Origin of the sequence: Shewanella phaeophyticola (genome assembly GCF_025398315.1) — a bacterium.
Classification (GTDB): domain Bacteria; phylum Pseudomonadota; class Gammaproteobacteria; order Enterobacterales; family Shewanellaceae; genus Shewanella; species Shewanella phaeophyticola.
This window is the reverse complement of sequence record NZ_JAODOQ010000001.1, coordinates 4,720,288-4,743,842: the sequence shown is the minus strand read 5'-3', so window position 1 is coordinate 4,743,842 and position 23,555 is coordinate 4,720,288. Positions and strand designations below refer to the sequence as shown.

The 23,555-nt window shown below is 43.4% G+C and carries 9 protein-coding genes, 4 tRNA genes and 6 pseudogenes; 7 read left to right on the top strand and 12 right to left on the bottom strand.

The genetic code is table 11. From position 1 onward, the window contains the following. Positions 1-3: 3 nt before the first annotated feature. A complete protein-coding gene (locus N4T56_RS22120) occupies positions 4-1,926 on the top strand; it encodes a bifunctional diguanylate cyclase/phosphodiesterase (protein WP_261734712.1) in 1,923 nt (640 codons plus the stop codon). Between the two features lie 257 nt (positions 1,927-2,183). Here N4T56_RS22120 and N4T56_RS22115 read toward each other — a convergent pair. From N4T56_RS22115 to N4T56_RS22100, 4 genes are all read right to left on the bottom strand, one after another. Continuing rightward, positions 2,184-2,260 (bottom strand) — tRNA-Pro (locus tag N4T56_RS22115). Between the two features lie 59 nt (positions 2,261-2,319). Then, positions 2,320-2,396 (bottom strand) — tRNA-Pro (locus N4T56_RS22110). Between the two features lie 26 nt (positions 2,397-2,422). Continuing rightward, positions 2,423-2,498, bottom strand: a tRNA-His gene (locus N4T56_RS22105). Positions 2,499-2,548: 50 nt separating this feature from the next. Next, positions 2,549-2,625: transfer RNA gene (locus tag N4T56_RS22100), tRNA-Arg, on the bottom strand. A gap of 243 nt (positions 2,626-2,868) precedes the next feature. On the opposite strand from N4T56_RS22100, the gene N4T56_RS22095 reads away from it, so the two are divergent. Next, positions 2,869-5,478, top strand: a complete 2,610-nt coding sequence (locus tag N4T56_RS22095) for a sensor domain-containing diguanylate cyclase (RefSeq protein ID WP_261734897.1) — start codon at positions 2,869-2,871, stop codon at positions 5,476-5,478. A 32-nt stretch (positions 5,479-5,510) separates the two neighbouring features. Here N4T56_RS22095 and rep read toward each other — a convergent pair. Continuing rightward, positions 5,511-7,524 (bottom strand): annotated as a pseudogene (gene rep / locus N4T56_RS22090) (DNA helicase Rep). 139 nt (positions 7,525-7,663) lie between these two features. Between rep and ubiK the strand changes: the two are divergent. Beyond that, positions 7,664-7,912, top strand: coding sequence for a ubiquinone biosynthesis accessory factor UbiK (gene ubiK / locus N4T56_RS22085; RefSeq protein WP_188922230.1), 249 nt, complete (start codon positions 7,664-7,666; stop codon positions 7,910-7,912). 87 nt (positions 7,913-7,999) lie between these two features. Here the strand turns inward: ubiK and N4T56_RS22080 are convergent. The 6 genes and pseudogenes from N4T56_RS22080 to ilvC all read right to left on the bottom strand — a co-directional run bounded on the left by N4T56_RS22080 (position 8,000) and on the right by ilvC (position 17,188). Further along, positions 8,000-9,138: pseudogene (locus N4T56_RS22080) on the bottom strand (pyridoxal-phosphate-dependent aminotransferase family protein). 272 nt (positions 9,139-9,410) lie between these two features. Continuing rightward, positions 9,411-10,980 (bottom strand): annotated as a pseudogene (gene ilvA, locus N4T56_RS22075) (threonine ammonia-lyase, biosynthetic). A 1-nt stretch (position 10,981) separates the two neighbouring features. Continuing rightward, positions 10,982-12,844: pseudogene (ilvD, locus tag N4T56_RS22070) on the bottom strand (dihydroxy-acid dehydratase). A 79-nt stretch (positions 12,845-12,923) separates the two neighbouring features. Continuing rightward, entirely contained in the window at positions 12,924-13,181 is a 258-nt protein-coding gene (gene ilvM, locus N4T56_RS22065; RefSeq protein ID WP_188922183.1) for an acetolactate synthase 2 small subunit, read from the bottom strand. Then, positions 13,178-14,865, bottom strand: a pseudogene (ilvG, locus tag N4T56_RS22060) (acetolactate synthase 2 catalytic subunit). The gene ilvM and the pseudogene ilvG overlap by 4 nt, the downstream one beginning before the upstream one ends. Before the next feature lie 841 nt (positions 14,866-15,706). Continuing rightward, positions 15,707-17,188, bottom strand: a complete 1,482-nt coding sequence (gene ilvC, locus N4T56_RS22055) for a ketol-acid reductoisomerase (RefSeq protein WP_261734711.1) — start codon at positions 17,186-17,188, stop codon at positions 15,707-15,709. A 187-nt stretch (positions 17,189-17,375) separates the two neighbouring features. Here ilvC and ilvY point away from each other — a divergent pair, with 187 nt between their 5' ends. Then, positions 17,376-18,248: an HTH-type transcriptional activator IlvY gene (ilvY, locus tag N4T56_RS22050; RefSeq protein ID WP_261734710.1), complete on the top strand. Its 873-nt coding sequence runs from the start codon at positions 17,376-17,378 to the stop codon at positions 18,246-18,248. 71 nt (positions 18,249-18,319) lie between these two features. Here ilvY and N4T56_RS22045 read toward each other — a convergent pair whose 3' ends face one another. Further along, a complete protein-coding gene (locus N4T56_RS22045; RefSeq protein WP_261734709.1) occupies positions 18,320-19,627 on the bottom strand; it encodes a hemolysin family protein in 1,308 nt (435 codons plus the stop codon). A 507-nt stretch (positions 19,628-20,134) separates the two neighbouring features. On the opposite strand from N4T56_RS22045, the pseudogene N4T56_RS22040 reads away from it, so the two are divergent. The 3 genes and pseudogenes from N4T56_RS22040 to N4T56_RS22030 all read left to right on the top strand — a co-directional run bounded on the left by N4T56_RS22040 (position 20,135) and on the right by N4T56_RS22030 (position 23,549). Further along, positions 20,135-21,658: pseudogene (locus N4T56_RS22040) on the top strand (YifB family Mg chelatase-like AAA ATPase). Positions 21,659-21,737: 79 nt separating this feature from the next. Next, on the top strand, positions 21,738-22,634 hold the full coding sequence (locus N4T56_RS22035; RefSeq protein ID WP_261734708.1) for an acyltransferase: 897 nt from the start codon (positions 21,738-21,740) through the stop codon (positions 22,632-22,634). Between the two features lie 6 nt (positions 22,635-22,640). Next, positions 22,641-23,549 carry an acyltransferase gene (locus N4T56_RS22030; protein WP_261734707.1) on the top strand — a complete coding sequence of 303 codons (909 nt, stop codon included), beginning with the start codon at positions 22,641-22,643 and terminating at the stop codon, positions 23,547-23,549. Positions 23,550-23,555: the final 6 nt, after the last annotated feature.

Here is a 23,555-nt window from a genome sequence, read left to right as displayed (position 1 = left end):
AACATGACCCTGTTCAGGCAGATCTATGCGTTACTTTTTGCGCTTTTCTTATTAACCATAGCAAGCGTGGCCTACGTACAATTTTCAGAAACCCAAGGTTTTCTTACCAAACAAATGGAATCTGATCTCAATAATGCCAGTAACTCATTAGGATTAATGCTCACGCCGGTACTTGAAGCAGGTGACACTGCTGGCGCAGAAACCCTAGTTAATGTCATTTTTGAAGGTGGATACTACCAACAAATTAAGCTGACTTGGCTGGTAGACGGCAAACAACAAGTTTGGGATAACACGGTTAAAGTCAATAACGTGCCACAATGGTTTATCGACCTTAATCTATTTGCAAATATCAATAAACAAACCACGATTACCTCAGGTTGGTTACAACTTGCCACCTTAGAGATCACCGCCCATCCAGGCTTTGGTTATCAAGAATTGTGGCGCATTATCAGCGATATTATTATTTTATTTTCTATCCTCTTTTTAATCGCTATCGCGTTTGCACGAATCGGTTTAAGCTGGATATTAAAACCACTCAATACCCTTTCTTTACATGCAAAACAAATCGCTGAACGCCAATTTGGCTCAGATATGCCAGCCCCTAAAACCAAAGAGCTAAAAGAGCTGGTCGACGCATTCAATAGTATGTCAGCCCAATTAAAACAAGTTTTTAGCTCACTCGACGAAGAAGTATCAGCCTTACGCAAAAAAAATCTAGTCGATCAAGTATCAGGTCTACCCAACAGACAATATATCGTCAGCCGAATTAATGGATGGTTAAGCGAACCCAGCACAGGGGCATTATACTTAGTTAAAATGGATTGGTTAGAAGACGTTCATAGCAAGTATGGCTTCCAAGTTCGTGATGAAACCATTCGCATTCTGTCGGAAAAACTACAACAACATCAAGATGAAATCGCCCATTCAGTTATTGCGCGTATCGCAGCATATGAATTCGCATTTTTAGTCGAGGACTGCGAACACGATCAATTAACTAAATACTTGCAAAGCCTCATCCGCACCGTCAATAAAGAAATATCAAAAGCAGGAAGCAAACCTAACGAGCAATTTAATATTGGTGTTGCTGAACGCTTAGGTCAAATGACGGTATCTGACATGATGGCTCAAGCAGATAATGCGCTACAACAATCAATTAAAGAAGCTAAAGTATTTCACTGGTTTGAAAATACTCAGAAGCAACTTTTCACTCGAGAAGAGTGGCGCAATAATTTAGGTAATGCCATTCAAAATAAGAAATTCCAATTCCGTTGGCAGCCAATTCAATTAAGTGCTAAAAATGAAGTCTGCCAACGTGAGCTATACTGCCAGTTAAATATTGAAGATACCACCCTTCACGCGGGGCAATTTATGCCTTACGTGGAACTGTTATCACTGGGTACCCTTCTCGACAGATGCCTCATCGAATCCGTTAACCAGTACAAATTACTCGAACGCAATTACGAACGGCTCGCCATAAATTTAACCAATCAAAGTATTAGTGATACCGAGTTCCATGGTTGGCTCAAGCAATTTTTACGTGCAAATAAATACCCTGAACGTATCTGTTTCGAAATACCAGAAGCCAGCGTATACAGTGATTTAGAAGCCTGTGAGAGCTTATGTAAGGTAATCCGAGATTGTGGTGCGCATTTTGGTATAGATCATTTTGGGCGTCAATTTGGCTCAATGGCTTACTTACAAAGTTTAAGACCACACTATGTCAAACTGGATCAATCATTTGCTTATATTGAAGACAATCAACATAACAGTGAGTTGTGCAGAGCCTTAGTGAACGTAGCGAAAGGGTTAGACATTCAAGTGATTGTGACGGGTATTCAAGAAAAACAACAACTCAGCCGCTTTACTGAACTCAGAGTAGATGCCTACCAGGGCTTTATCTCACCGCCAGTCAATGTAAAGTTATAACGACTTAGCGACATATCAAAAATAAAAACCACTCTACGGAGTGGTTTTTATTGGATAACAATACTCTATATGGCTTGTGATAACTAATAAACAGAGCAGAGCAATCAGACATAGGTATAAAAAAACGTAACTTATACCATCAGCACACGAATGTGATCACTGATTTATCCTGATTAGAATTAGCTCCCCTATCGGAAGATAAGATCCAAAAAATGAAAACAAAAAAGCCACTCATTTGAGTGGCTTTTTTGTTAAATTGGTCGGTGATAGAGGATTCGAACCTCTGACCCTCTCGTCCCAAACGAGATGCGCTACCGGGCTGCGCTAATCACCGAAATTTACTTTAAACTGTGCTGTAAACAAATTAATCAAATTAACCTGTTCACTTAAATGTGGTCGGTGATAGAGGATTCGAACCTCTGACCCTCTCGTCCCAAACGAGATGCGCTACCGGGCTGCGCTAATCACCGAAATATACATAAAACAACAAATTGAATGGGGTGACTGATGGGGCTCGAACCCACGACAACCGGAATCACAATCCGGGACTCTACCAACTGAGCTACAATCACCACTGACTTTCAATTTACTAACCAATACAACATAACCACTGCTTACGGAATGGTGCGCCCAGAAGGATTCGAACCTTCGGCCTTACCCTCCGGAGGGGTACGCTCTATCCAGCTGAGCTATGGGCGCTCGCCTTGGTTAGCGACGCATATAGTAGGGATAAATTACCTTCACGTCTAGCCCTGATTTGCTTTTTTTAACTGACTGATTAAGTTTTGACTCATTTTAGAAAGTAAAATGTGCAATTCTGTCAATTATTAACTTTATACTTACATTTATTTCGCTTGGATCACATTTATATTTATGGTAATTATAATGATTGTTCAAAAAATATTTGTTCACATTATTAATGGGATAACACCTGCTCGGGATATGGATACCAAAATTAGTCACTCAAAAACATCTCCAAGAGTCGAGCACTTACAAAAAAGAGTGACTCGCTTAAAACGTTTAGCTAAAAAATATAAACGTTCCGAGATCATTCAAAATGCCCTGTTGGGTATTTCTAATATTGCTACCCAAGTAAAATCGCTTGAAGACTTTTATCAGCGGGTTCACTTACATCTTCAACAACTTATCCCTGCTGAAAACTTCTTTATTGCCTCAAAAAATCTTAAAACCGGCTTAACCAGCCTGCCTTTTTTTGCTGATCTACAAGACTCCCATCCCACAGAGTTATATCCCGATCAGGAGATTTCGTCATTACTCAATAGTGGCTTAACCGGATACGTATTGCGAAACGGCGAACCATTACTCTGCGACGACAAAAAATTTAATGAGCTCATCGCCAGTGGCGACATTAAAAGCTTAGGATCACCTAGCCATCAATGGCTTGGAGTGCCAATTAAAAATCAAGGTGTAGTCAGTGGTGTATTAGTGGTTCAAAGCTATAACGAAGCCAACACCTATGGCGAACTTGAACTCGAGTTAATGGGATTTATTTGTCACCATATTTCTGGGGTTATGGAACGACTTGAGCATCATGAACAGCTAGAACAAGCTATCACAGAGCGCACCAAAGAACTTAGCCAAGCTTATGATAAAGTCAAAATTGAAGTTCAAGAACGTGTTAAAGCCGAAAAACTACAAAAAGCGTTATTCGAAATTGCCGATTTATCAGCTTCAAATGTATTACAACAAGATTTCTACAAGCACATTCATGCCATTCTCAGTCAGTTAATCCCAGCGCATAATTGCTTTATCTCATTGATAGACGATCACAGTATGTTGTCATTTCCATTCTATGTATCGCAAATGACAGCCCAATATCCATCATCGCGCCCAATGCAAGATGGCTTAACCGAGTACATATTACAGCATAAGCAGCCTCGGTTATTGTCTGCAAAAGACATTGCCCAAATGGTGGCCAATGGTGAAATCTACTCAAAGTCGCCAGAGTTAAATAAAACTGAACGTATGCATCAATGGATTGGCATACCGTTGATCATTAATGGCGATGTGGCAGGTGCATTAACCATTTACAGCCTTGATAATAAGCATATATATCAATCAAAAGATTTAGAACTCCTGACTTTTGTGTCGCAACATATTGCCAACGCGATTGAGCGTAAACAAGCGGTTGAATCATTAAAAAGCAGTCACGAACTATTGGAAGATAAAGTCGTCGAACGGACTCGAGCATTAGCCGAGCTCAATAACAACTTACAGCAAGAAATTAACCAGCGCCGTAAAATTGAAGACCAGCTGGTACATGATGCACAGCATGATGGACTCACTGGTTTACCCAATCGCAGCTATTTAATGGAGCGCCTATCACAAGCTCTTAAACATTTACGCCGCCATGGTTTAGACCAGTTTGCCCTGTTATTTATCGATTTAGACCGTTTTAAGCTTATTAACGACTCTTTTGGGCATTTAGAGGGCGATCGTTTTTTAATAGAAACGGCACAACGGATTAAATCGTGTGTCCGTGACAATGACACCCTAGCAAGAATGGGTGGTGATGAATTCGTGATACTACTCGACTCAATCAGCGCGACAGATGATGCTATTGAAGTCTGCGAACGAATCTTACAAGCGTTATCTATGCCTTATGAGGTGGGTAAACAAGAGTTTATAGCCGGTGCGAGTATCGGTGTTGCGTTTAGTGGCCGTACTAAGTTAGTGACTAGCGAGTCTTTGCTTCGTGATGCTGATGCCGCCATGTACCAAGCTAAAGCCAATGGTAAAGGTTGCTATGTGATATTTGACGACAAACTCAGCACCCAATCTAAACAACAGCATGAATTAGAAGCAGACTTTAAGCAGGCACTCGATAAACAAGAATTTGATATTCACTATGTTGAAGTGGTTGATTTTACCAGTGGTGAAATTATCGCAATTGAGCCCCAAATTGAGTGGCATCATGCTGTGCACGGACTCATCGAACGCCCTAAACTCAAGCATCTTGCGATGCAATATCAACTGACGCTTAATTTAGATGGATATATATTTTCTCACGTAAGCAGACAATATCAACGTCTTAAACAGCAATATCACCAAGATGTTATTTTACACTTGTCGATTAGCAGTCAGCACATCAAAAATAAATTTGTATTACGTAACTTAAAAAATTCGATCAAAGCCAGCAAGATTGAACCAAATAAGCTAATGCTGTTTTTCAACGAAAAAGCACTAGTGCAAGACACTGAAAACCACATCAATGGTTTCGATATTATCAGCCAATTAGGGGTTCAGATTGGTATTGATGGCTATGGCACAGGTTACAGCTCATTAAGTTGCCTAAGCTTTTTACCCATAACGGCCTTAAAGCTGGATAATGGCATTAGTAAACACTTACTCAATGATAAGCAACTACAGCTGGTTAAAGCCTATCAACTTACCGCTGAAACCCTTAACTTTGACATGTATGCCACCACGGTTGATACGCAGCAACAAGTACGGCAATTTTTAGAGCTGGGTTATATTCGAGGTCAAGGTCGTGCTATCAGCAAGTTATTCAACGAAAAAAAAGCCAACTAAGTCCTGCGCATAAAACGTAATCACCTAAGCGTCTACTTTTTAAACATGTCACGTAAATTGGCAATATGACTCTTACCGGTTTCAACACGTTGCTGTTCAGTTTGTACCGGTTTGCGGTTTTCCCAAATCAAATCATCTTGTGGTAACTCAAGCAAAAAACGGCTTGGCTCGCAGCGCATGGTTTCTCCAAATTGACGACGTTCACGGCAAATCACAAACCACAACTCACGCTGTGCGCGGGTAATACCAACATAAGCTAAACGCCTCTCTTCATCGACATTATCTTCATCAATACTCGATTGATGCGGCAAAATGCGCTCTTCAACCCCCACCATGAATACAAACGGATACTCAAGCCCTTTAGATGCATGTAAGGTCATTAACTGTACCTGATCGCCGCCCTCATCTTCGCTATTACGTTCCATCATGTCGCGCAGAGTTAAACGCGTCACGACCTCAGGCAGTGTCATTGCCTCATCAAGCTCATCGCCTTCAAGCATTTCAGTTACCCAGCGATACAGCTCAGAGATATTCTTCATCCGCATTTCAGCCGCTTTTGCACTGGTGCTGGTTTCGTATAAATAATCTTCATAATTAATTTTACGAATAAGTTGCTTAATGGCTTCTACGGGTTCACCTCGAGTAGCAAGCTCTCCAGTATCAACAATAAATTTGCCAAATTGATAAAGAGAATTCACCGCAGCAGGTGCTAAATGATGATTAAGCTCGACATCAAAAATAGCCTCAAACAATGAAATATGCTTTTGATTGGCAAAATTACCTAATCGCTCCAAGGTGGCAGAGGCCAATACCACGTTTAGGTAAATTAACCACGCGTAAAAAGGCATTATCGTCGTCAGGATTCACCACCAAACGTAGGTACGCCATAATGTCTTTGATTTCTGCGCGCGCAAAAAACGATGTTCCGCCACTTAATTTATAAGGTATACGGTTAGTCATAAGGGCGCGTTCTAATAAGCGCGACTGATGATTACCCCGATACAAAAGCGCATAATCACCAAACTGAGTACGGCCAACAAACTTATGGCGAATAATTTCAGCCACCACTCGTTCCGCCTCTTGCTCCTCATTGGCGGCAATGAGCACCCTAAGCGGCTCACCATATGCAAGTTCACTAAAAAGCGCCTTGTCGTAAACATGAGGGTTGTTGGCAATCAAAATGTTTGCCGCGCGCAAAATACGTTGGCTAGAACGGTAATTCTGTTCCAGTTTAATCAGTTTTAACTTAGGAAAATCTTTACCTAGTAGCACTAAGTTTTGCGGTTTGGCACCACGCCACGAATAAATTGACTGATCGTCATCGCCCACCACGGTAAACCGAGCGCGTTCACCCACCAACAGTTTGACTAACTCATACTGGCTGGTGTTGGTGTCTTGATATTCGTCCACCAGCAAATATTGAATGCGGGTTTGCCAACGGGTGCGCACTTCATCGTTCATGCGTAGCAATAAGGTCGGTATTAAAATAAGGTCGTCGAAATCAAGTGCGTTGTAGGCTTTCATGTGCTGCGCATAACGCTGATATAGCATGGCAAACAATTGCCCTTGCTCATCTTTTGCCAAGCTACGTGCTTGCTGAGGAATAACCAGCCCGCCTTTCCAATTTGAGATAGCCGAGGCTAGGGCTTTAATGAGATCTTTGTCTTCGTCTAACTCATCTTGAGTCAGCTCTTTTAATAAGGCGAAGGTGTCTTGGTCATCAAATAATGAAAAGCCTGCTTTAAGGCCAAGCACTTTATGCTCGCGTTTGATGATCTCTAACCCTAAGGTGTGAAAGGTTGAAATCCACAATCCTCGCGCTTCTTTGCGTCCCATAGACTGCGCCACACGCTCTTTCATCTCACGAGCAGCTTTGTTGGTAAACGTCACCGCAGCAATGTTACGTGCTTTATAGCCACATTTTTCGACCAAGTAAGCAATTTTATTAATGATTACACGTGTTTTACCGCTGCCTGCACCCGCAAGCACTAAGCACGGATCCGAGACATAATGTACGGCTTCATTTTGCCCTGGATTGAGTTTCATTAATAACACGACCTTACTAAACTAAACGAAGGCGGATCATAGCAGAATCACTGAAGACAGTTAACGAAAAGCACACTTTGGTTTTGGAAAAACGCTCACCTCGGTTACAATTAGGCCAATATATCAGTAGGAGATCATGATGATTAATCCAAAGAAAATTGAAGAACTGGCGAAACAACTGAGTGACAACTTACCAAGCGGTGTAAAGCAATTTGCTGGTGAGTTTGAAGAGCGCAGTAAACAAGTATTACAAAGCCAACTGATGAAACTGGACGTGGTATCGCGCGAAGAATTTGAAGTGCAGCAACATGTGTTGCTTAAAACCCGTGAAAAGCTTGAAGCATTACAAGCGCAAGTTAACGAAATTGAAAAAAAGCTCGCTGAATAATCGTGTTCAACAAACCCATTATTCAATAAAAAATGACGCTCATTAGCGTCATTTTTTGTATCGGTAAACCGCTATGATTATAACGAGTTAGCTTAACGACTCTTGTAAAGCCCGTAAGCACAAAGCCACGTTTTCACGGCGAGCACCAAAACCCATTAAGCCGATACGCCATGCTTTACCCGCTAAAGCTCCTAAGCCTGCACCGATCTCAAGGTTGTACTCTTCTAACAGATGTTTTCGCACTGCGGCATCATCAACACCTTCTGGAATATACACAGCGTTTAATTGTGGCAATCTCGACGCTTCATCTACCACAAACGTAAGCCCTAACTGGGTTAAACCATCACGCAATAACAGGTGCATTTTTCGATGTCTTGCCCAGGCATTTTCTAAGCCTTCATTAGCCAATAAGCGCAATGCTTCATGCAATGCATAAAGCGCATTAACCGGGGCGGTATGGTGATAACTGCGCTTAGCACCGCTGTCATTGCCCCAATATCCCATCACCAAAGTTTGGTCTAAAAACCAGCTTTGTACTGGCGTAGTGCGCGCTTTAATCTTAGCCACAGCTTTAGGCGAGAAAGACACTGGCGATAAGCCCGGTACGCATGACAGACATTTTTGGCTGCCGGAATAAATCGCATCAATGCCCCACTCATCTACCAGTAACTCAACACCACCTAATGACGTTACCGCATCAACAATGCTAATACAGTCGTGTAATTGCGCTAACGTGCATAAGGTTTGGGCATCAGATAATGCCCCGGTTGAGGTTTCTGCATGCACAAAGGCTAAAAACTTGGCATCGGGGTTTGCCACCAGTGCAGCTTCAACTTTATCAGGACACACAGGCTCGCCCCATTCATTGTCGACCACAACGGCAACACCACCAACACGTTCAACATTTTGGCGCATACGTTCACCAAACACACCGTTGCGGCACACGATAACCTTTTCGCCAGGTTCAACCAAATTAACAAAACAGGTTTCCATGCCAGCACTACCAGGTGCGGATACCGCTAAGGTCATTTCGTTTTTGGTTTGAAAAGCATATTGGATCAAGCTTTTTAGCTCATCCATCATGCTCACAAATAACGGGTCTAAATGACCAATAGTCGGTCGAGACTGCGCGGCAAGCACTTCTGGATACACATCAGATGGCAGCTAAGTCTCATTAAGGTACGGCGCGGTGGCATAAAGGCTGGAATAGTTGGCACGGGTAACATCAATGTCTCCTTAAAATGAGGTCGTACACGCCAGTGCATCGCAACAAGCGCATGGAAAATTTACCCTACATATAAGCAACCCGTCACAATCATATGATGTACTAATGACATCACACTTTGGCGATGTGGGTTATCACCTACGAATATATTTTCGTTTTTGGTGCACAGACAATATCACATTGGGATGTTAAATCACCCCAATGTGATCATTATTTAAAGTTCAGCAATATATTAACCACTTTAAAGTGTTATTTGCATCGAACTTGTTGTTCTTACTCCGCTTTAGGGCTATTCAAAAATAACTGGTAAGCTGGGCTGTGAGTTTCTTCTTGATAGACAAACCCTAAATCCGTTAAAAATTGCGCAAAAGCATCGTCATCATTTGTGGGCACTTCGAACCCGGCTAATACACGGCCAAATGCAGCGCCATGATTACGATAATGGAACAAACTAATATTCCATTTACTTTGCAAGGTCGTTAAAAACTTCAGCAAAGCGCCAGGATGTTCAGGAAATTCAAAGCTAAATAAGCGTTCTTCTAACGGCTCAAGAGGATGACCACCGACCATATAGCGTACATGCAACTTAGCGGTTTCATCTTGAGATAAATCTTGAACGTCAAAACCTTCTAACTCGAGGTTAGCAATAATCTCTGCAAGTTCTGCTTGACCACCCGTTAAACGAATGCCGGCAAACACCACCGCCACTTCTCGACTGCTAAAACGGTAGTTAAATTCGGTCATTGGGCGTTTATCAAGTAGCTCACAAAAGCGTAAAAAACTGCCCGGTTTTTCAGGGACTTTAACCGCTAATACCGCTTCTTTCTGCTCGCCAAGTTCACAACGCTCTGACACATAGCGAAGGCTATGAAAGTTAACGTTAGCCCCGCTTAATATGGCTGCGGCTTTTTTAGGCGCATCATTACTGTCACCCTGTAATGCCATATACTTTTTAAGCTACCGCAATTGATAATGCACCAGCAGGCTCAGCAATAGCACGGGTGTCTTCAAAAATATCTTTAACTGCAGCGCAAATTTCATCCGAGGTCACTGTGACCACATGGTCAACGTATTCACGTGCCAGCCTAAAAGGTTCTGTGCCGATACGCTTTACCGCGACGCCGTCGGCAAATAAACCGACCTGAGGTAAGGTTACTGGCTCATCCGCTTCTAACGCCGCTTTTAAACACGCTGCATCTTCTGGCTCAACACCAATAATTTTGACTTGTGGCATAACGGCTTTGTAATACGCCGCTATCCCCGCAATTAAACCGCCACCGCCCACGGGCACAAAAACCACTTCAATATCACGCTGTTGCTGTACCATTTCTTGAGCAATGGTGCCTTGACCGGCGATAACGGCCTCGTCATCAAATGGCGCGATATACACACGCCCTTCAGTTGCCGATAAGTTTTTCGCATAATCATTTGCTTGATCAAACGCTTGGCCATGCAACACCACGTTGCCACCAAGGCGGCGCACCGCATCAATTTTAATGTCTGGCGTGGTACTAGGCATGACAATCACGGCATCAATGCCACGGCTCGCCGCCGACATGGCTACGCCCTGAGCATGATTACCCGCAGAGGCACACACCACGCCTTTATCACATTCATCTTGAGTTAGCGCAGCAATGCGGTTGTAAGCACCACGTAACTTAAATGAATGCACAGGCTGCATATCTTCACGCTTTAAGTACACCTGACAACCAAAGCGAGCTGATAACTTATTCATGCTCGACAGTGGCGTCACTTTAGCGACATCGTATACAGATGACAGCAAAATTTTCTGCAAATAATAATGCGCTAGATCTAATTGAGTTTGAGACGCCAAAGCCAACATGCTACCCCTCCAGTTTGGTGCGATCGCGTACTGCACCTTTATCTGCACTGGTCGCTAACAGCGCGTACGCTTTTAACGCTAAAGAGACATAACGCTCACGTGCTACAGGCTTCCAACCCAATGGTGGCCTTAGCGTTCATTGCGTCACGGCGACGAGTTAATTCATCGTCACTCACATTCAATTGAATGCTTCGCTTTGGAATATCAATGGCAATTTGGTCACTATTTTCAATCAATGCAATGGCACCACCGGATGCGGCTTCTGGTGAAATATGGCCAATTGATAAACCCGATGTACCACCAGAGAAACGGCCATCAGTGATCAGCGCACACTGAGTGCCTAAGCCACGTGATTTAAGGTATGTGGTTGGGTATAACATTTCTTGCATACCTGAAGCCGCCTTTAGAGCCTTCGTAACGAATCACCACCACGTCACCCGCAACAACTTCACCACCAAGAATACCGGCTACGGCATCATCCTGGCTTTCATAAACCCGAGCGCTCCCGACAAACATTAAGTTTGACTCGTCAACACCAGCGGTTTTAACAATACAACCATCAGTTGCCACGTTACCCGCAAGAACTGCTAAGCCACCTTCTTGACTGAACGCAAATTCACGTGCGCGGATACAGCCATTTTCACGGTCATCATCAACACTGTCCCAACGGCAATCTTGACTAAAAGCTTTAGTGGTCGGAATCCCTGCTGGTACCTGCGCTATAAAAACGAATCACTTCTGGGTCGTTGGTTTGCTTTAAATCGTACTTAGCTAACACAGATTTCAAGTCGCCGCCGTTATCTGCTGCCACGTGTGGTACGTCGTTATGCAATAAGCCTGCTCTGTCTAACTCACCCAAAATCCCCATCACTCCACCAGCACGGTGTACATCTTCCATATGGTATTTAGGGGTAGATGGCGCCACTTTACATAAGTGCGGAACAAGGCGCGACATGCGATCAATATCAGCCATATCAAAGGCTAATTCAGCTTCTTGGGCTGCGGCTAATAAATGCAATACGGTATTAGATGAACCACCCATGGCGATGTCTAAAGCGGTGGCATTCTCAAATGCTTTAAAAGACGCAATATTACGCGGTAATGCATTTTCATCATCGTACTTATAATAGCGCTCAGCCAACTTCATTATCCGGCGGCCAGCTTCTAAAAACAATTCGCGGCGATCGGCGTGAGTCGCCAACATCGACCCATTACCCGGTAATGACAATCCTAAGGCTTCTGTTAAACAGTTCATCGAGTTAGCAGTAAACATACCAGAACACGAACCACAGGTTGGACAAGCGCTGCGTTCAATTTGCTTACTGTCTGCATCGCTAACATTGGTATCAGCGCCAGCAACCATAGCATCGACTAAATCAAGCTTAATGAGCTGATCAGACAGTTTGGTTTTACCGGCTTCCATTGGTCCGCCAGACACAAAAATGACCGGAATATTTAATCGCAGTGCGGCCATTAACATGCCAGGAGTGATTTTGTCGCAGTTTGAGATACACACTAGCGCATCTGCACAATGCGCATTAACCATATATTCGACACTGTCTGCAATCAGCTCACGCGATGGCAAGCTGTACAACATACCGCCATGCCCCATGGCAATGCCGTCGTCTACTGCAATGGTGTTAAATTCTTTAGCAATACCGCCGACTTCTTCAATTGCGCTAGCAACAAGTGCCCCCATGTCTTTTAAATGTACATGGCCTGGTACAAATTGAGTAAATGAGTTGGCAATCGCAATAATTGGCTTACCAAAATCGGTTTCTTTTACCCCCGTCGCACGCCATAGTGCGCGGGCACCTGCCATGTTGCGGCCTTCGGTACTGGTTGCTGAACGTAATTTTGGCATTGCAAATATCCTTGTGTAATGTGGTGCGGGTTACCTGTGTTATCACAAATAGCCCATTAAAATGGGTAATAATGTATGTTTAGCTGTTTGCTGCTTGCCCAAGAGATACTGCAGGCATCACTTTGCATTGGGTGACATCAATTAATTTAGTCAGCTGGTTACTTAACAGTTCGATTGCGCGCTCAGCCTCAACCCATAGTTCTACAGCCATACTAGCATCGTCATTGATGCGCATCTGCATTTGGGTGACTTTAAATCCACGATGGCGAGTGACACGCAATACACGTTCTAGCACTTCTGGACGTTGTTGAACGGTTATTTCAAGATTATGCATCATGTTTGCTTCTCCATTTGATCCATCATGTCGCTGTTGCTGGCTCCGGGTGGGACTAATGGCCATACATTAAAGGCATCATCAATCGCTACGTGCAGCATGTAAGAGCTACTGCTATTAAGCATTTCATCGAGTGCTTGTTCTACTTGAGCTGCGTGATTAATCGTCCGGCCAGGAATATCAAAAGCCGACGCCATTAATACAAAGTTAGGGTTGTCAGACAAATCTGTCTCGCTATAGCGCTCTTCAAAAAACAGCTGCTGCCACTGCTTAACCATGCCTAATTTTTGATTGTCTATCAGTAAAATTTTAACCGGCAGTTTACGACGTTTAATGGTAGTTAACTCTTGGACATTCATCATAAATGAGCCATCACCGGATACTGTGACCACGGTAGCATCTGGGCGAGCCACCTGAGCACCAATTGCCGCTGGCAAACCAAACCCCATAGTACCAAGGCCTGCGCTCGACAAATGATCTTCAGGGCGACGAAACCACATATGCTGAGCAACCCACATTTGGTGCTGGCCAACATCGCACGCAACCACACTGTCTTCAGGTAATTTATTGGCTAAACGACGCAACATGGCTGGTGCGTATATCAACTCACCTGGGTGCTGATAATCCCATTGATGCTGACGCCCTAATGCATCGACTTCTGCTTGCCATTGGCTTATGGCCATTTTACCGCGAACAGCTGTTGTTAATGCCGGTAAGACTTGACGTAAATCAGCGGCAATAGCCACTTCAGCTAGGCGTAATTTACCCAATTCAGCCGCATCAATATCTAAATGAAGCACTTTGGCGTTACTGGCAAAGCTGGCTAATCGCCCAGTGACTCGGTCATCAAAACGGGCACCGACGACGATTAATAAATCACACTCCTGCACGGCTAAGTTAGCCCCTTTACCCCCGTGCATACCCAACATGCCTAAATACCCTTTGGTACCATGGGCAACACTGCCTAAGCCTTTAAGCGTTGCAACCGACGGAATACCTGTGACATCAATAAACTCACGTAAATGAGATACTGCGCCCGCCATACCGACACCACCGCCAACATATAACATAGGCTTAGTGGTTTGAGTCAGCAGCTCGATGGCAGCGTCAAGCTCTGTTTGTGTCGCGTGAGGTTCCTCTGCGACACTTTGTAATGGAGTTTTGTACTCAAGTTCAGCAATTTGAATGTCTTTTGGGATATCAACCAATACAGGATCAGTGGCCTTCCTTCAGCGGCAACTTCAAAGGCACGATACAAGGTTGGGATTAAGTCATTAATGTCGGTAACCATAAAGCTGTGTTTGGTACAGGACAGTGACATACCAAGCACATCGATTTCTTGAAAGGCATCGGTGCCTATCACCGCTGTAGAAACCTGGCCGGTGATGGCCACTAGAGGTACAGAATCAAGTAAGGCATCGGCCAACGAGGTGACCAAATTAGTTGCCCCTGAGCCTGAGGTAGCAAAACAAACACCGGTTTTACCGCTGGCACGGGCATAACCTACGGCTGCAAATGCGGCGCCTTGTTCGTGGCGGCTGAGTAGATGCTCAACAGGGCTACCATAGAGCGCATCGTAAATGGGCATAATGGCCCCGCCAGGATAACCAAACACCGTGGTAACACCATGTGCTGCTAGTACTTTGATGACTGCATCTGCGCCGCGCATTTTCTGTCCTGCTTCCATATTTTTATCTCTACTTCGTCAATGTTTTGCTTGCTCTACTGATGTGATATCTGGGTGCTGATTTTTTACTTAAGCCTAGGGTCTGTTGATCTTTCAAGGTTATTTTTGCAGCGAATTGTTGGCCATTTCTACAAGGCAGAGACTTTGAGGTGTAGTTATTCTACATAAAAAGTCGATAACGCAGTAAAAATGGCCAACAAACGCTGCCCGAAGGGTTCGGCTAAAAACGTTTTACTCTTTGTTGAATGACTCTTTGCGAATAAAGAGTTGCTTAGATTGCTAGGCATCAATCCATTCGCCTCGATTAAAACGTTTTTAACTCGAACAAAATTCAAACAGCAAAGATCAACAGACCCTAGAAACTAAAAACCCCCGGTCGCTTTCGGAGCGGGGGTTTTTTGCAATCTTTGTGACTCTTAGGTCAGTCTAGTTGTCAAACGCCACCCCCGCTGTGACTTGATAATCACTACGGTAATAATCACGAGAATGAGCATGGCTGCGCGGTTTAACATGTTTTTAGACTGTATCCTAAGTTTTTAATATTTTTTCGTTCGCTTATGTTCAATAAACGTTACGGTATGACTAACTAGTACCATAAAAGTTTTATCAAACACAACTAAAAAATCGCCTTTGTAAAAAAAATTCAGCTTCCCTGCCGAGACAATGCAAACAACAACAAAAACTTAACTTATGAGTTCGCTCAAAATAACATTGAACCCAATCTAACAATTTGTTTTTCCACGACCCAATATGGTGTATTGGGTCGCTTCATTGATGCCTGTCCGACTACACATTTTTTACAACCAATCTCTGAACAGGTACTACATCCGTTTTTTAACGCTTAGCCCGCTTCAACAATGCGCTTCATGTCTGTCATGTAACCGCGTAATTCAGCACCGATAAACTCAACGTCTGTATGACGAATTTGCTCATTTACTTCAATTAAACGTTGGTTATCAACACCGTTTGACGCTTCAGCAAGACCAGCACCTAAAAACTCTGAAGACATAGCGTTCACGTAGTCACGTAACATGGGTACCGCTGCGTGGTTGAATAAGTAACAACCGTATTCAGCTGTGTCCGAAATAACCACGTTCATTTCATATAAACGCTTACGCGCAATCGTGTTAGCAATTAATGGTGTTTCATGTAATGACTCGTAATAAGCCGACTCTTCAACAATACCTGCAGCAACCATGGTATCGAATGCTAGTTCAACACCGGCTTTGATCATCGCAACCAAGAAGATGCCTTTGTCGAAATACGTTTGCTCATCAATATGCTCAGACGTTGTTGGTGCATTTTCAAACGCGGTTTCGTTGGTTTCTGCTCTCCAACGTAACAAGTTAGCGTCATCATTAGCCCAGTCTTCCATCATAGTGCGAGAAAACTCACCGCTGATAATGTCATCCATGTGCTTTTCAAATAGCGGCTTAAGGATTTCTTTTAGCTCTTCAGCCATATCAAACGCTTTAATTTTTGCAGGGTTTGATAAACGATCCATCATGTTAGTGATGCCGCCGTGCTTAAGTGCTTCGGTAACCGTTTCCCAACCTTGCTGAATAAGCTTGCCGGCATAACCAGGCTCAACACCATCAGCAACCATTTTCTCATAACCTAAAATGGCACCGGTTTGTAACATACCGCATAAAATGGTTTGCTCGCCCATCAAATCTGACTTAACTTCAGCAACAAAAGATGACATCAATACACCAGCACGGTCACCACCGGTTGCACTTGCATAGGCTTTAGCTATTGCTAAGCCATCACCGTTTGGATCGTTTTCTGGGTGAACAGCAATCAGTGTTGGTACGCCAAATCCACGCTTATATTCTTCACGTACTTCTGTTGCTGGACACTTAGGTGCAACCATGATGACAGTAATGTCTGAACGCACTTGCATGCCTTCTTCAACAATGTTGAAACCGTGTGAATACGCTAGCGTAGAACCTTGCTTCATTAATGGCATAACGGCATTAACAACATTGGTGTGTTGCTTGTCTGGCGTAAGGTTAAGCACTAAGTCTGCGGCTGGCACAAGCTCTTCAAATGTACCGACTTTAAAGCCGTTATCAGTGGCTTTTTGCCAAGATGCACGCTTTTCAGTGATCGCTGCTGGGCGTAACGCAAAAGAGATGTTTAGGCCTGAGTCTCGCATGTTCAAACCTTGGTTAAGGCCTTGTGCACCACAACCTAAAATAACAATGTTCCAATCTTTGATGTATTCGCAGCCGTCACTGAACTCAGTGCGGTCCATGAAGCGGCATTGTGCTAATTGAGCTAATTGTTGACGTAAATTCAGAGAGTTAAAATAGTTAGCCATCTGATACCACCTTAAAAATATAAAATTTGGGACGCAATTTATGTTTGACACACACTCAAACTTTGCGATTGAGTTGACTATAGCCTATCCATCTCATTGCTTAAAATGATATATTCGGCATGTAATGTTGCATAAAACGCAACATCGCTATTTTGATGAGTTAATCCTCTTTATGGAAACGCTAATTATGGATATTCGTTCTCTAAAATTGTATTTGCACTTATGTGATAGCCTGCATTTTGCCAAAACAGCTGAACAATCTCATGTCAGCCCATCAACACTCAGCCGGGCGTTACAACGTTTAGAAGATGAAGTCGGCAGTAAGTTGTTTGAACGCGACAACCGCAGCGTTACCATGACTCATGCCGGATTAGAGTTTAAGCGCTTTGCCGAACAAACATTGGCAGACTGGAGCCAACTGCGCAGCCGAATTGACCCGAGTCAGCAATATTTACGCGGCAACCTGAATTTATATTGCTCGGTCACCGCGGCATACAGCCATTTGCCAGCGTTGCTCGACCGCTTTAGACGCGACCATCCACATGTCGATATTCATCTCACCACTGGCGACCCTGCTAACGCCGTGAGCCAGATCCAAAAAAATCGTACCGATATCGCCATTATTGCTTTACCTGAGGTGTTCCCAAATACTCTGCACTTTACGCCCATAGACAAGGTGCCTATTTCCGTCATCGCCCCATTAATGCAATGCCAAGTACAACAATGGGTAAGTCAAAGTCATATTGATTGGGCAAAATTGCCCTATATTGTCCCCGACCATGAGTCAGGCCGAAAACGAATCGATCAATGGTTTAAGCAAATGGGCATAAAGCCCAATATTTACGCTCAAGTTTCTGGTCAAGAAGCTATCGTGTCGATGGTGGCGCTAGGCTGTGGTGTGGGCATAAGCCCAGATGCGGTGATCCATAACAGTCCGGTACGTGAGCGGATCCAGACATTGGTTTCACCAGTTGACATCCCGGCCTTTGAATTAGGCTGCTGTTGCAAAGAAAAACGCGCTAACGATCCAATCATTAGCGCGTTTCTAGAGATTATTTAGCCAGGTTAACAAAGCCGTTTTCAAGAGACACAGCGGCTTAACCTTAATCTCTATTTTGGTTCTTAAGCGCCTTAAGGCAATGGCGGTAAATCAGTATCAATACGCGTTACAAGTAATTGGTCAACTTTATAAGAGTCAATGTCGACCACTTCAAATTTAAACCCTGCATAGTTTACAAAATCGGTACGCTTTGGAATTTTACGCAGCATATACATCATAAAACCGGCAATGGTTTCGTAGTTTTGATTTTGTGGAAATGCTTCAATTTGAAATGCCCGCATCACATCGGTAATCGGTGTTACCCCGTCAACTAACCAAGAGTTACCATCACGAGCCACAATTTGCTCTTCGCTTTCATGCAGTGACCAGGCACCCATTACTGCACTTTGCAAATCATTGGTGGTGACAATGCCAACCACTAAGGCGTATTCATTCATTACCACTGCAAAATCAGCACGATTATTTTTAAAATACTCCATCGATTCCGACAAGGTTAAGGTGTCGGGAATAATCAAACAGTTGTGCACTAATGTACTGCCTTTAAGGGTAATCTTTTCACCATTAATGACTCGTATAAGCAACTCTTTTGCATCCACAAAGCCTTTGATCATATCTAACTGACCATCACACACCAAAAACTTATTATGGGGATTATTGGCAATCTTTTGCTTAATGTCTTCTTCGGTGTCTTGCAGTAAAAAATACACTAGACTTTCACGTGCTGTCATGGCCGATGTCACTGACACCGACTGCATTTCAAACACGTTTTCCATCATTTGTTGCTCACCTTTGTCCATCACACCCGCCTCTGTTCCGGCAGTCATCATGGCGTAAATATCATCGTGGGTAACTTGATCATTTCGTGCCGTTGGCACCTGTAATAGTTTAAAAATTGCATTAGCCAAACCATTAAAAACCCAAACAAAGGGTTTTAAAACGGTAATACAGAGCACAATGGGCATCACAAAGGTAACTGCCACTTGTTCAGGGATCACCATCGCAATGCGTTTTGGCATTAAATCAGCAAACAAAATAAATAACGACGTGACCGTGACGAATGAAAACACAAAGCTCAGTTGTAAGCCCCATTCACTGCCTAATAGCGGTAATAGTATGTCTTCAAAGTAAGGCCGAAAGGCCGACTCACCGACAATCCCCCCCATAATGGCCACCGCATTTAAACCAATTTGCACCACGGTAAAAAAACTGCCTGGATGAGCTTGCAGCTTCAACACTTTAGTGGCGCGTAAATCACCTTCATCTGCCATGGTTTGCAGGCGGATTTTACGAGATGCTGCCAGGGCAATTTCTGACATCGAAAAAAAACAGCTAATGCCAATGAGGCACAAAATAATTAAAAAACTATCAGTAATAGTCATACATTCTCTTCACCTAAGGCTAAAAGCACTCAGGAATAATGGCTAGCGTTTATCGCTAGTAAAGCAGTTAACTTTGTTTCGCAACAAAGAACAGTAATTCGGTTTAAGGCCATGGTTAACATGATTGCGGTACATTGCTGGTCACTGCTGTAAAAGTCATACAATGCAGGGCGCGCCGTATAAGCTTAATACAATCATTACAGGCTAATCACGCCAGGATAAAAGTAGCGTGTTTAAGTGAAAAGCGAGCGACTATTTGAGCATGTTTTGTGACCGCCACTTATAATCTTGGTGGTTTACACACACCACCTGCGCTGCTGCCACTTCAAATAGCGCGCGTATTCTACTCAAATAGCGGGAAGATAACCAAGGATTAGTTAACAATATTGTTTATATTTTGTCTTATTATACCGACGTTAAAACCATAAAATCTGCAAAAAAAGTCACCACTGCTAGACTGTATGCATCCCTTCATTTGTATATTATTCAAACAAAAGGATTTTGTTAATGGCGATAGCCTGTGTGTTTACTCGAGCAAGTTGTGGTGTAGAAGCCCCTAAAGTGACCGTTGAAGTGCATTTAAGTAATGGTTTACCCGCATTTAATTTAGTGGGGTTACCCGAAGCTTCAGTTAAAGAAGCCAAAGAGCGCGTCAGATCAGCATTAATCAATGCCGGTTTTGAATTTCCTCAGCGGCGCATTACCGTTAACCTTGCGCCAGCCGATTTGCCTAAACAAGGTGGCCGTTACGACTTGCCCATCGCCATTGGTATTTTAGCCGCATCCAATCAAGTGCCAACCAAAGCCTTACACCAATGTGAATTTGTGGGTGAGTTAGCCTTATCTGGACAAGTTAGGCCTTGCACAGGTTTGTTACCTGCCATTATTGCGGCGCGTAATGATCAACACCATTTTTTTATGCCTATCGACAATCGCCACGAGGCTGAACTTGTGGGTTATCACCACAGTTACTTTGTGGCGCACTTACAAAATCTGGCCGCATTTTTACATGGTCAAGCGCAACTGCCATTACTCGACACCCAGCCAGAGTGGATAGACGAATCGCCAGTCGCTGACAACTTATTATGCATGAGTGATGTGATTGGCCAATATCAAGCAAAACAGGGATTAGAAATTGCCGCAGCCGGAAATCACAACCTACTTTTTCTTGACCACCAGGCACCGGAAAAAGCATGTTAGCTAACCGAATTATCCCGCTGCTGCCGGCATTGACGTACGATGAAGCCATTGAAGTAGCCGCCATTCACTCGGTAGCAGGCTTACACATCAAACCGCATAACTTCCTTAATCGCCCTTTTCGCTCACCACACCATACTTGTTCATCTATTGCCTTAATTGGTGGTGGCAGCCACCCCAAACCGGGAGAGATTTCATTGGCCTACCGGGGGATATTATTTTTAGATGAAATCGCTGAGTTTCCTCGTAAAGTACTCGACTGTTTACGTGAGCCTCTTGAAACCGGCCAAGTTGAAATCTCGCGCGCAGCAGCTAAATTGACTTTTTCAAGCCGGTTTCAACTGATTGCAGCCATGAATCCTAGCCCCTGCGGTGATACTGAGCGTGCCCGTTCAACCCCAGATCAAATTCAACGTTATTTATCACGATTGTCAGGTGCCGTTTTTAGACCGATTTGATTTAACGGTTGATGTACCCAAATTGCCCTCGGGTACCCTAACCCAAAAACATCAACCCGGTGAAACCAGTGTCGATATCGCCAAGCGTGTTAAACATGCACGAGAGTGTCAATTAGCCCGCGCGGGCGTACTCAACAGCGAATTAACTCCGAAACAGTTAAAACAAGACAGTAATATTAGTCAACAAGACTTAGAGTTTTTAGAACAAAGTGTGGTGAGTTTAGGTTTATCGGTACGCAGTTTTCACCGTATACAAAGGGTTGCGCGTACCATTGCAGACCTACAACAATCAACTACAACTGAGCGTGGACATATTGCCCAAGCACTTGGTTATCGAGCAATGGATCGCTTACTGGCCAAACTAAATCAGCAATAAAGTCGATTTTAATTATTGTATTTATTGAGCAATACCTCGACTACGAGTAACATGGCTCTCCGTTTAATAGGAGAGAAAAATGTCGCTGTTTTCAAAAATTAAAGGCTGTTTAGCTTTCATTTTTTATGTATTGAATACTGTTTTTTGGACTATTCCCATTTTGGTGTTTAGTGTCTTTAAGCTTATCCCAATTAGCATTTTTCAAAAAAGCTGTAGCTACATTCTTGATAACTGTGCAACAGCATGGATCAGCGTCAACAACATAGTCGAAGCTATTTTCCACCCTATGCGCATTCACATCACAGGCGATCAGCAGTTTTCTGAGCAAGAATGGTACATGGTTATCGCCAATCACCAGTCTTGGGTCGACATTCTGATTTTACAGCGGGTGTTCAATCGTAAAATTCCATTTTTAAAGTTTTTCCTTAAACAAGAATTGATTTATGTGCCTGTACTGGGATTAGCTTGGTGGGCGCTAGACTTTCCTTTTATGCGCCGTTACAGCTCAGCTGAACTGCGTAAAAATCCAAAATTAAAAGGAAAAGATATCGACATCACTCGTAAGGCCTGCGAAAAATTTAAAACCAAGCCTGTCAGTATCATGAACTTTGTTGAAGGGACGCGTTTTACCCAGGCCAAACACGACAAACAACAGTCGACATTTAAACACCTATTAAAACCCAAAGCGGGCGGCATGGCTTTCGCATTATCAGCCATGGGCGAACACATCCATAAATTAGTCGATGTCACTATTTATTACCCCGAAGATGTACCCAGTTATTGGCAATACATTTGCGGCGCATTAAACGACGTTCATGTGCATGTGAGTATCAGTGACATTCCGCAAGCAATGCGCGGAGATTACTTAACAGATCGCGAGTTCAAAATTAGCTTTCAAGAGCAGCTAAATCAGATTTGGTTAAACAAAGACAAGCAGTTACAAACGCTTGCCGACAAAGTTAACCACAAGGTATAACCTGTCATGCTAACGTTTTTACCCGGTCTGTTGCTGTTTATTATCAGTTCAACCCTGCTGATCATTAATACCAGTTTATGGGGTTCACTGATAACGATTGGCGGTATCATTAAGTTACTGTTGCCATTTATCGCGGTACGCAGAGTGCTAACAAAAGTCATGAACCGCTTTATGTGGGCATGGGCGACGTGTAATGGCGGGATTTTATATTTAATTTCAAATATTGAATGGGATGTCAGCGGGTTAGATAAGCTCGATCCAAACGGCTGGTACTTATTAATCAGTAACCATATCAGTGGTTTTGATATTGCCGCGCAAACCTACTTGCTGCGTAACCATATTCCGATGTTAAAGTTTTTTCTGAAAAAAGAGCTGTTATACGTGCCGATTTTAGGCCTAGGCTGTTGGGCATTAGACATGCCATTTATGAACCGCACCAGCCCGGCGAAACTCAAAAAAAATCCAAAACTAAAAGGCAAAGATCTACAAACAACCCGCAAAGCTTGCGAGCGATTCAAGCATACGCCAACATCAATCATCAACTATGTTGAAGGCAGTCGCTTTACTGAAGAAAAACGCCAACGCCAAAACTCACCTTATCAACATTTATTACGTCCCAAAGCCAGTGGTATTGCCTTTACGTTATCAGCCATGGGCGAACAATTTACCAATTTACTCAACATCACCCTAGTCTATCCAGAAACCTCAGAGCGTGTGTTAAGTAATGTGATGCATGGTAAAACCAGTAAAGTTGTTATGCGAGTAGACGTATTACCGGTTCCCCATGTTGATGCCAATACTTACTTTAATGAGCCAGAGACACGAGTCGAGTTTCAACGTTGGCTTAATAAATTGTGGTTAGACAAAGACCAACTCATTGAAGATATTATTCAACAACATCAACAGCAAAAATAATATCCC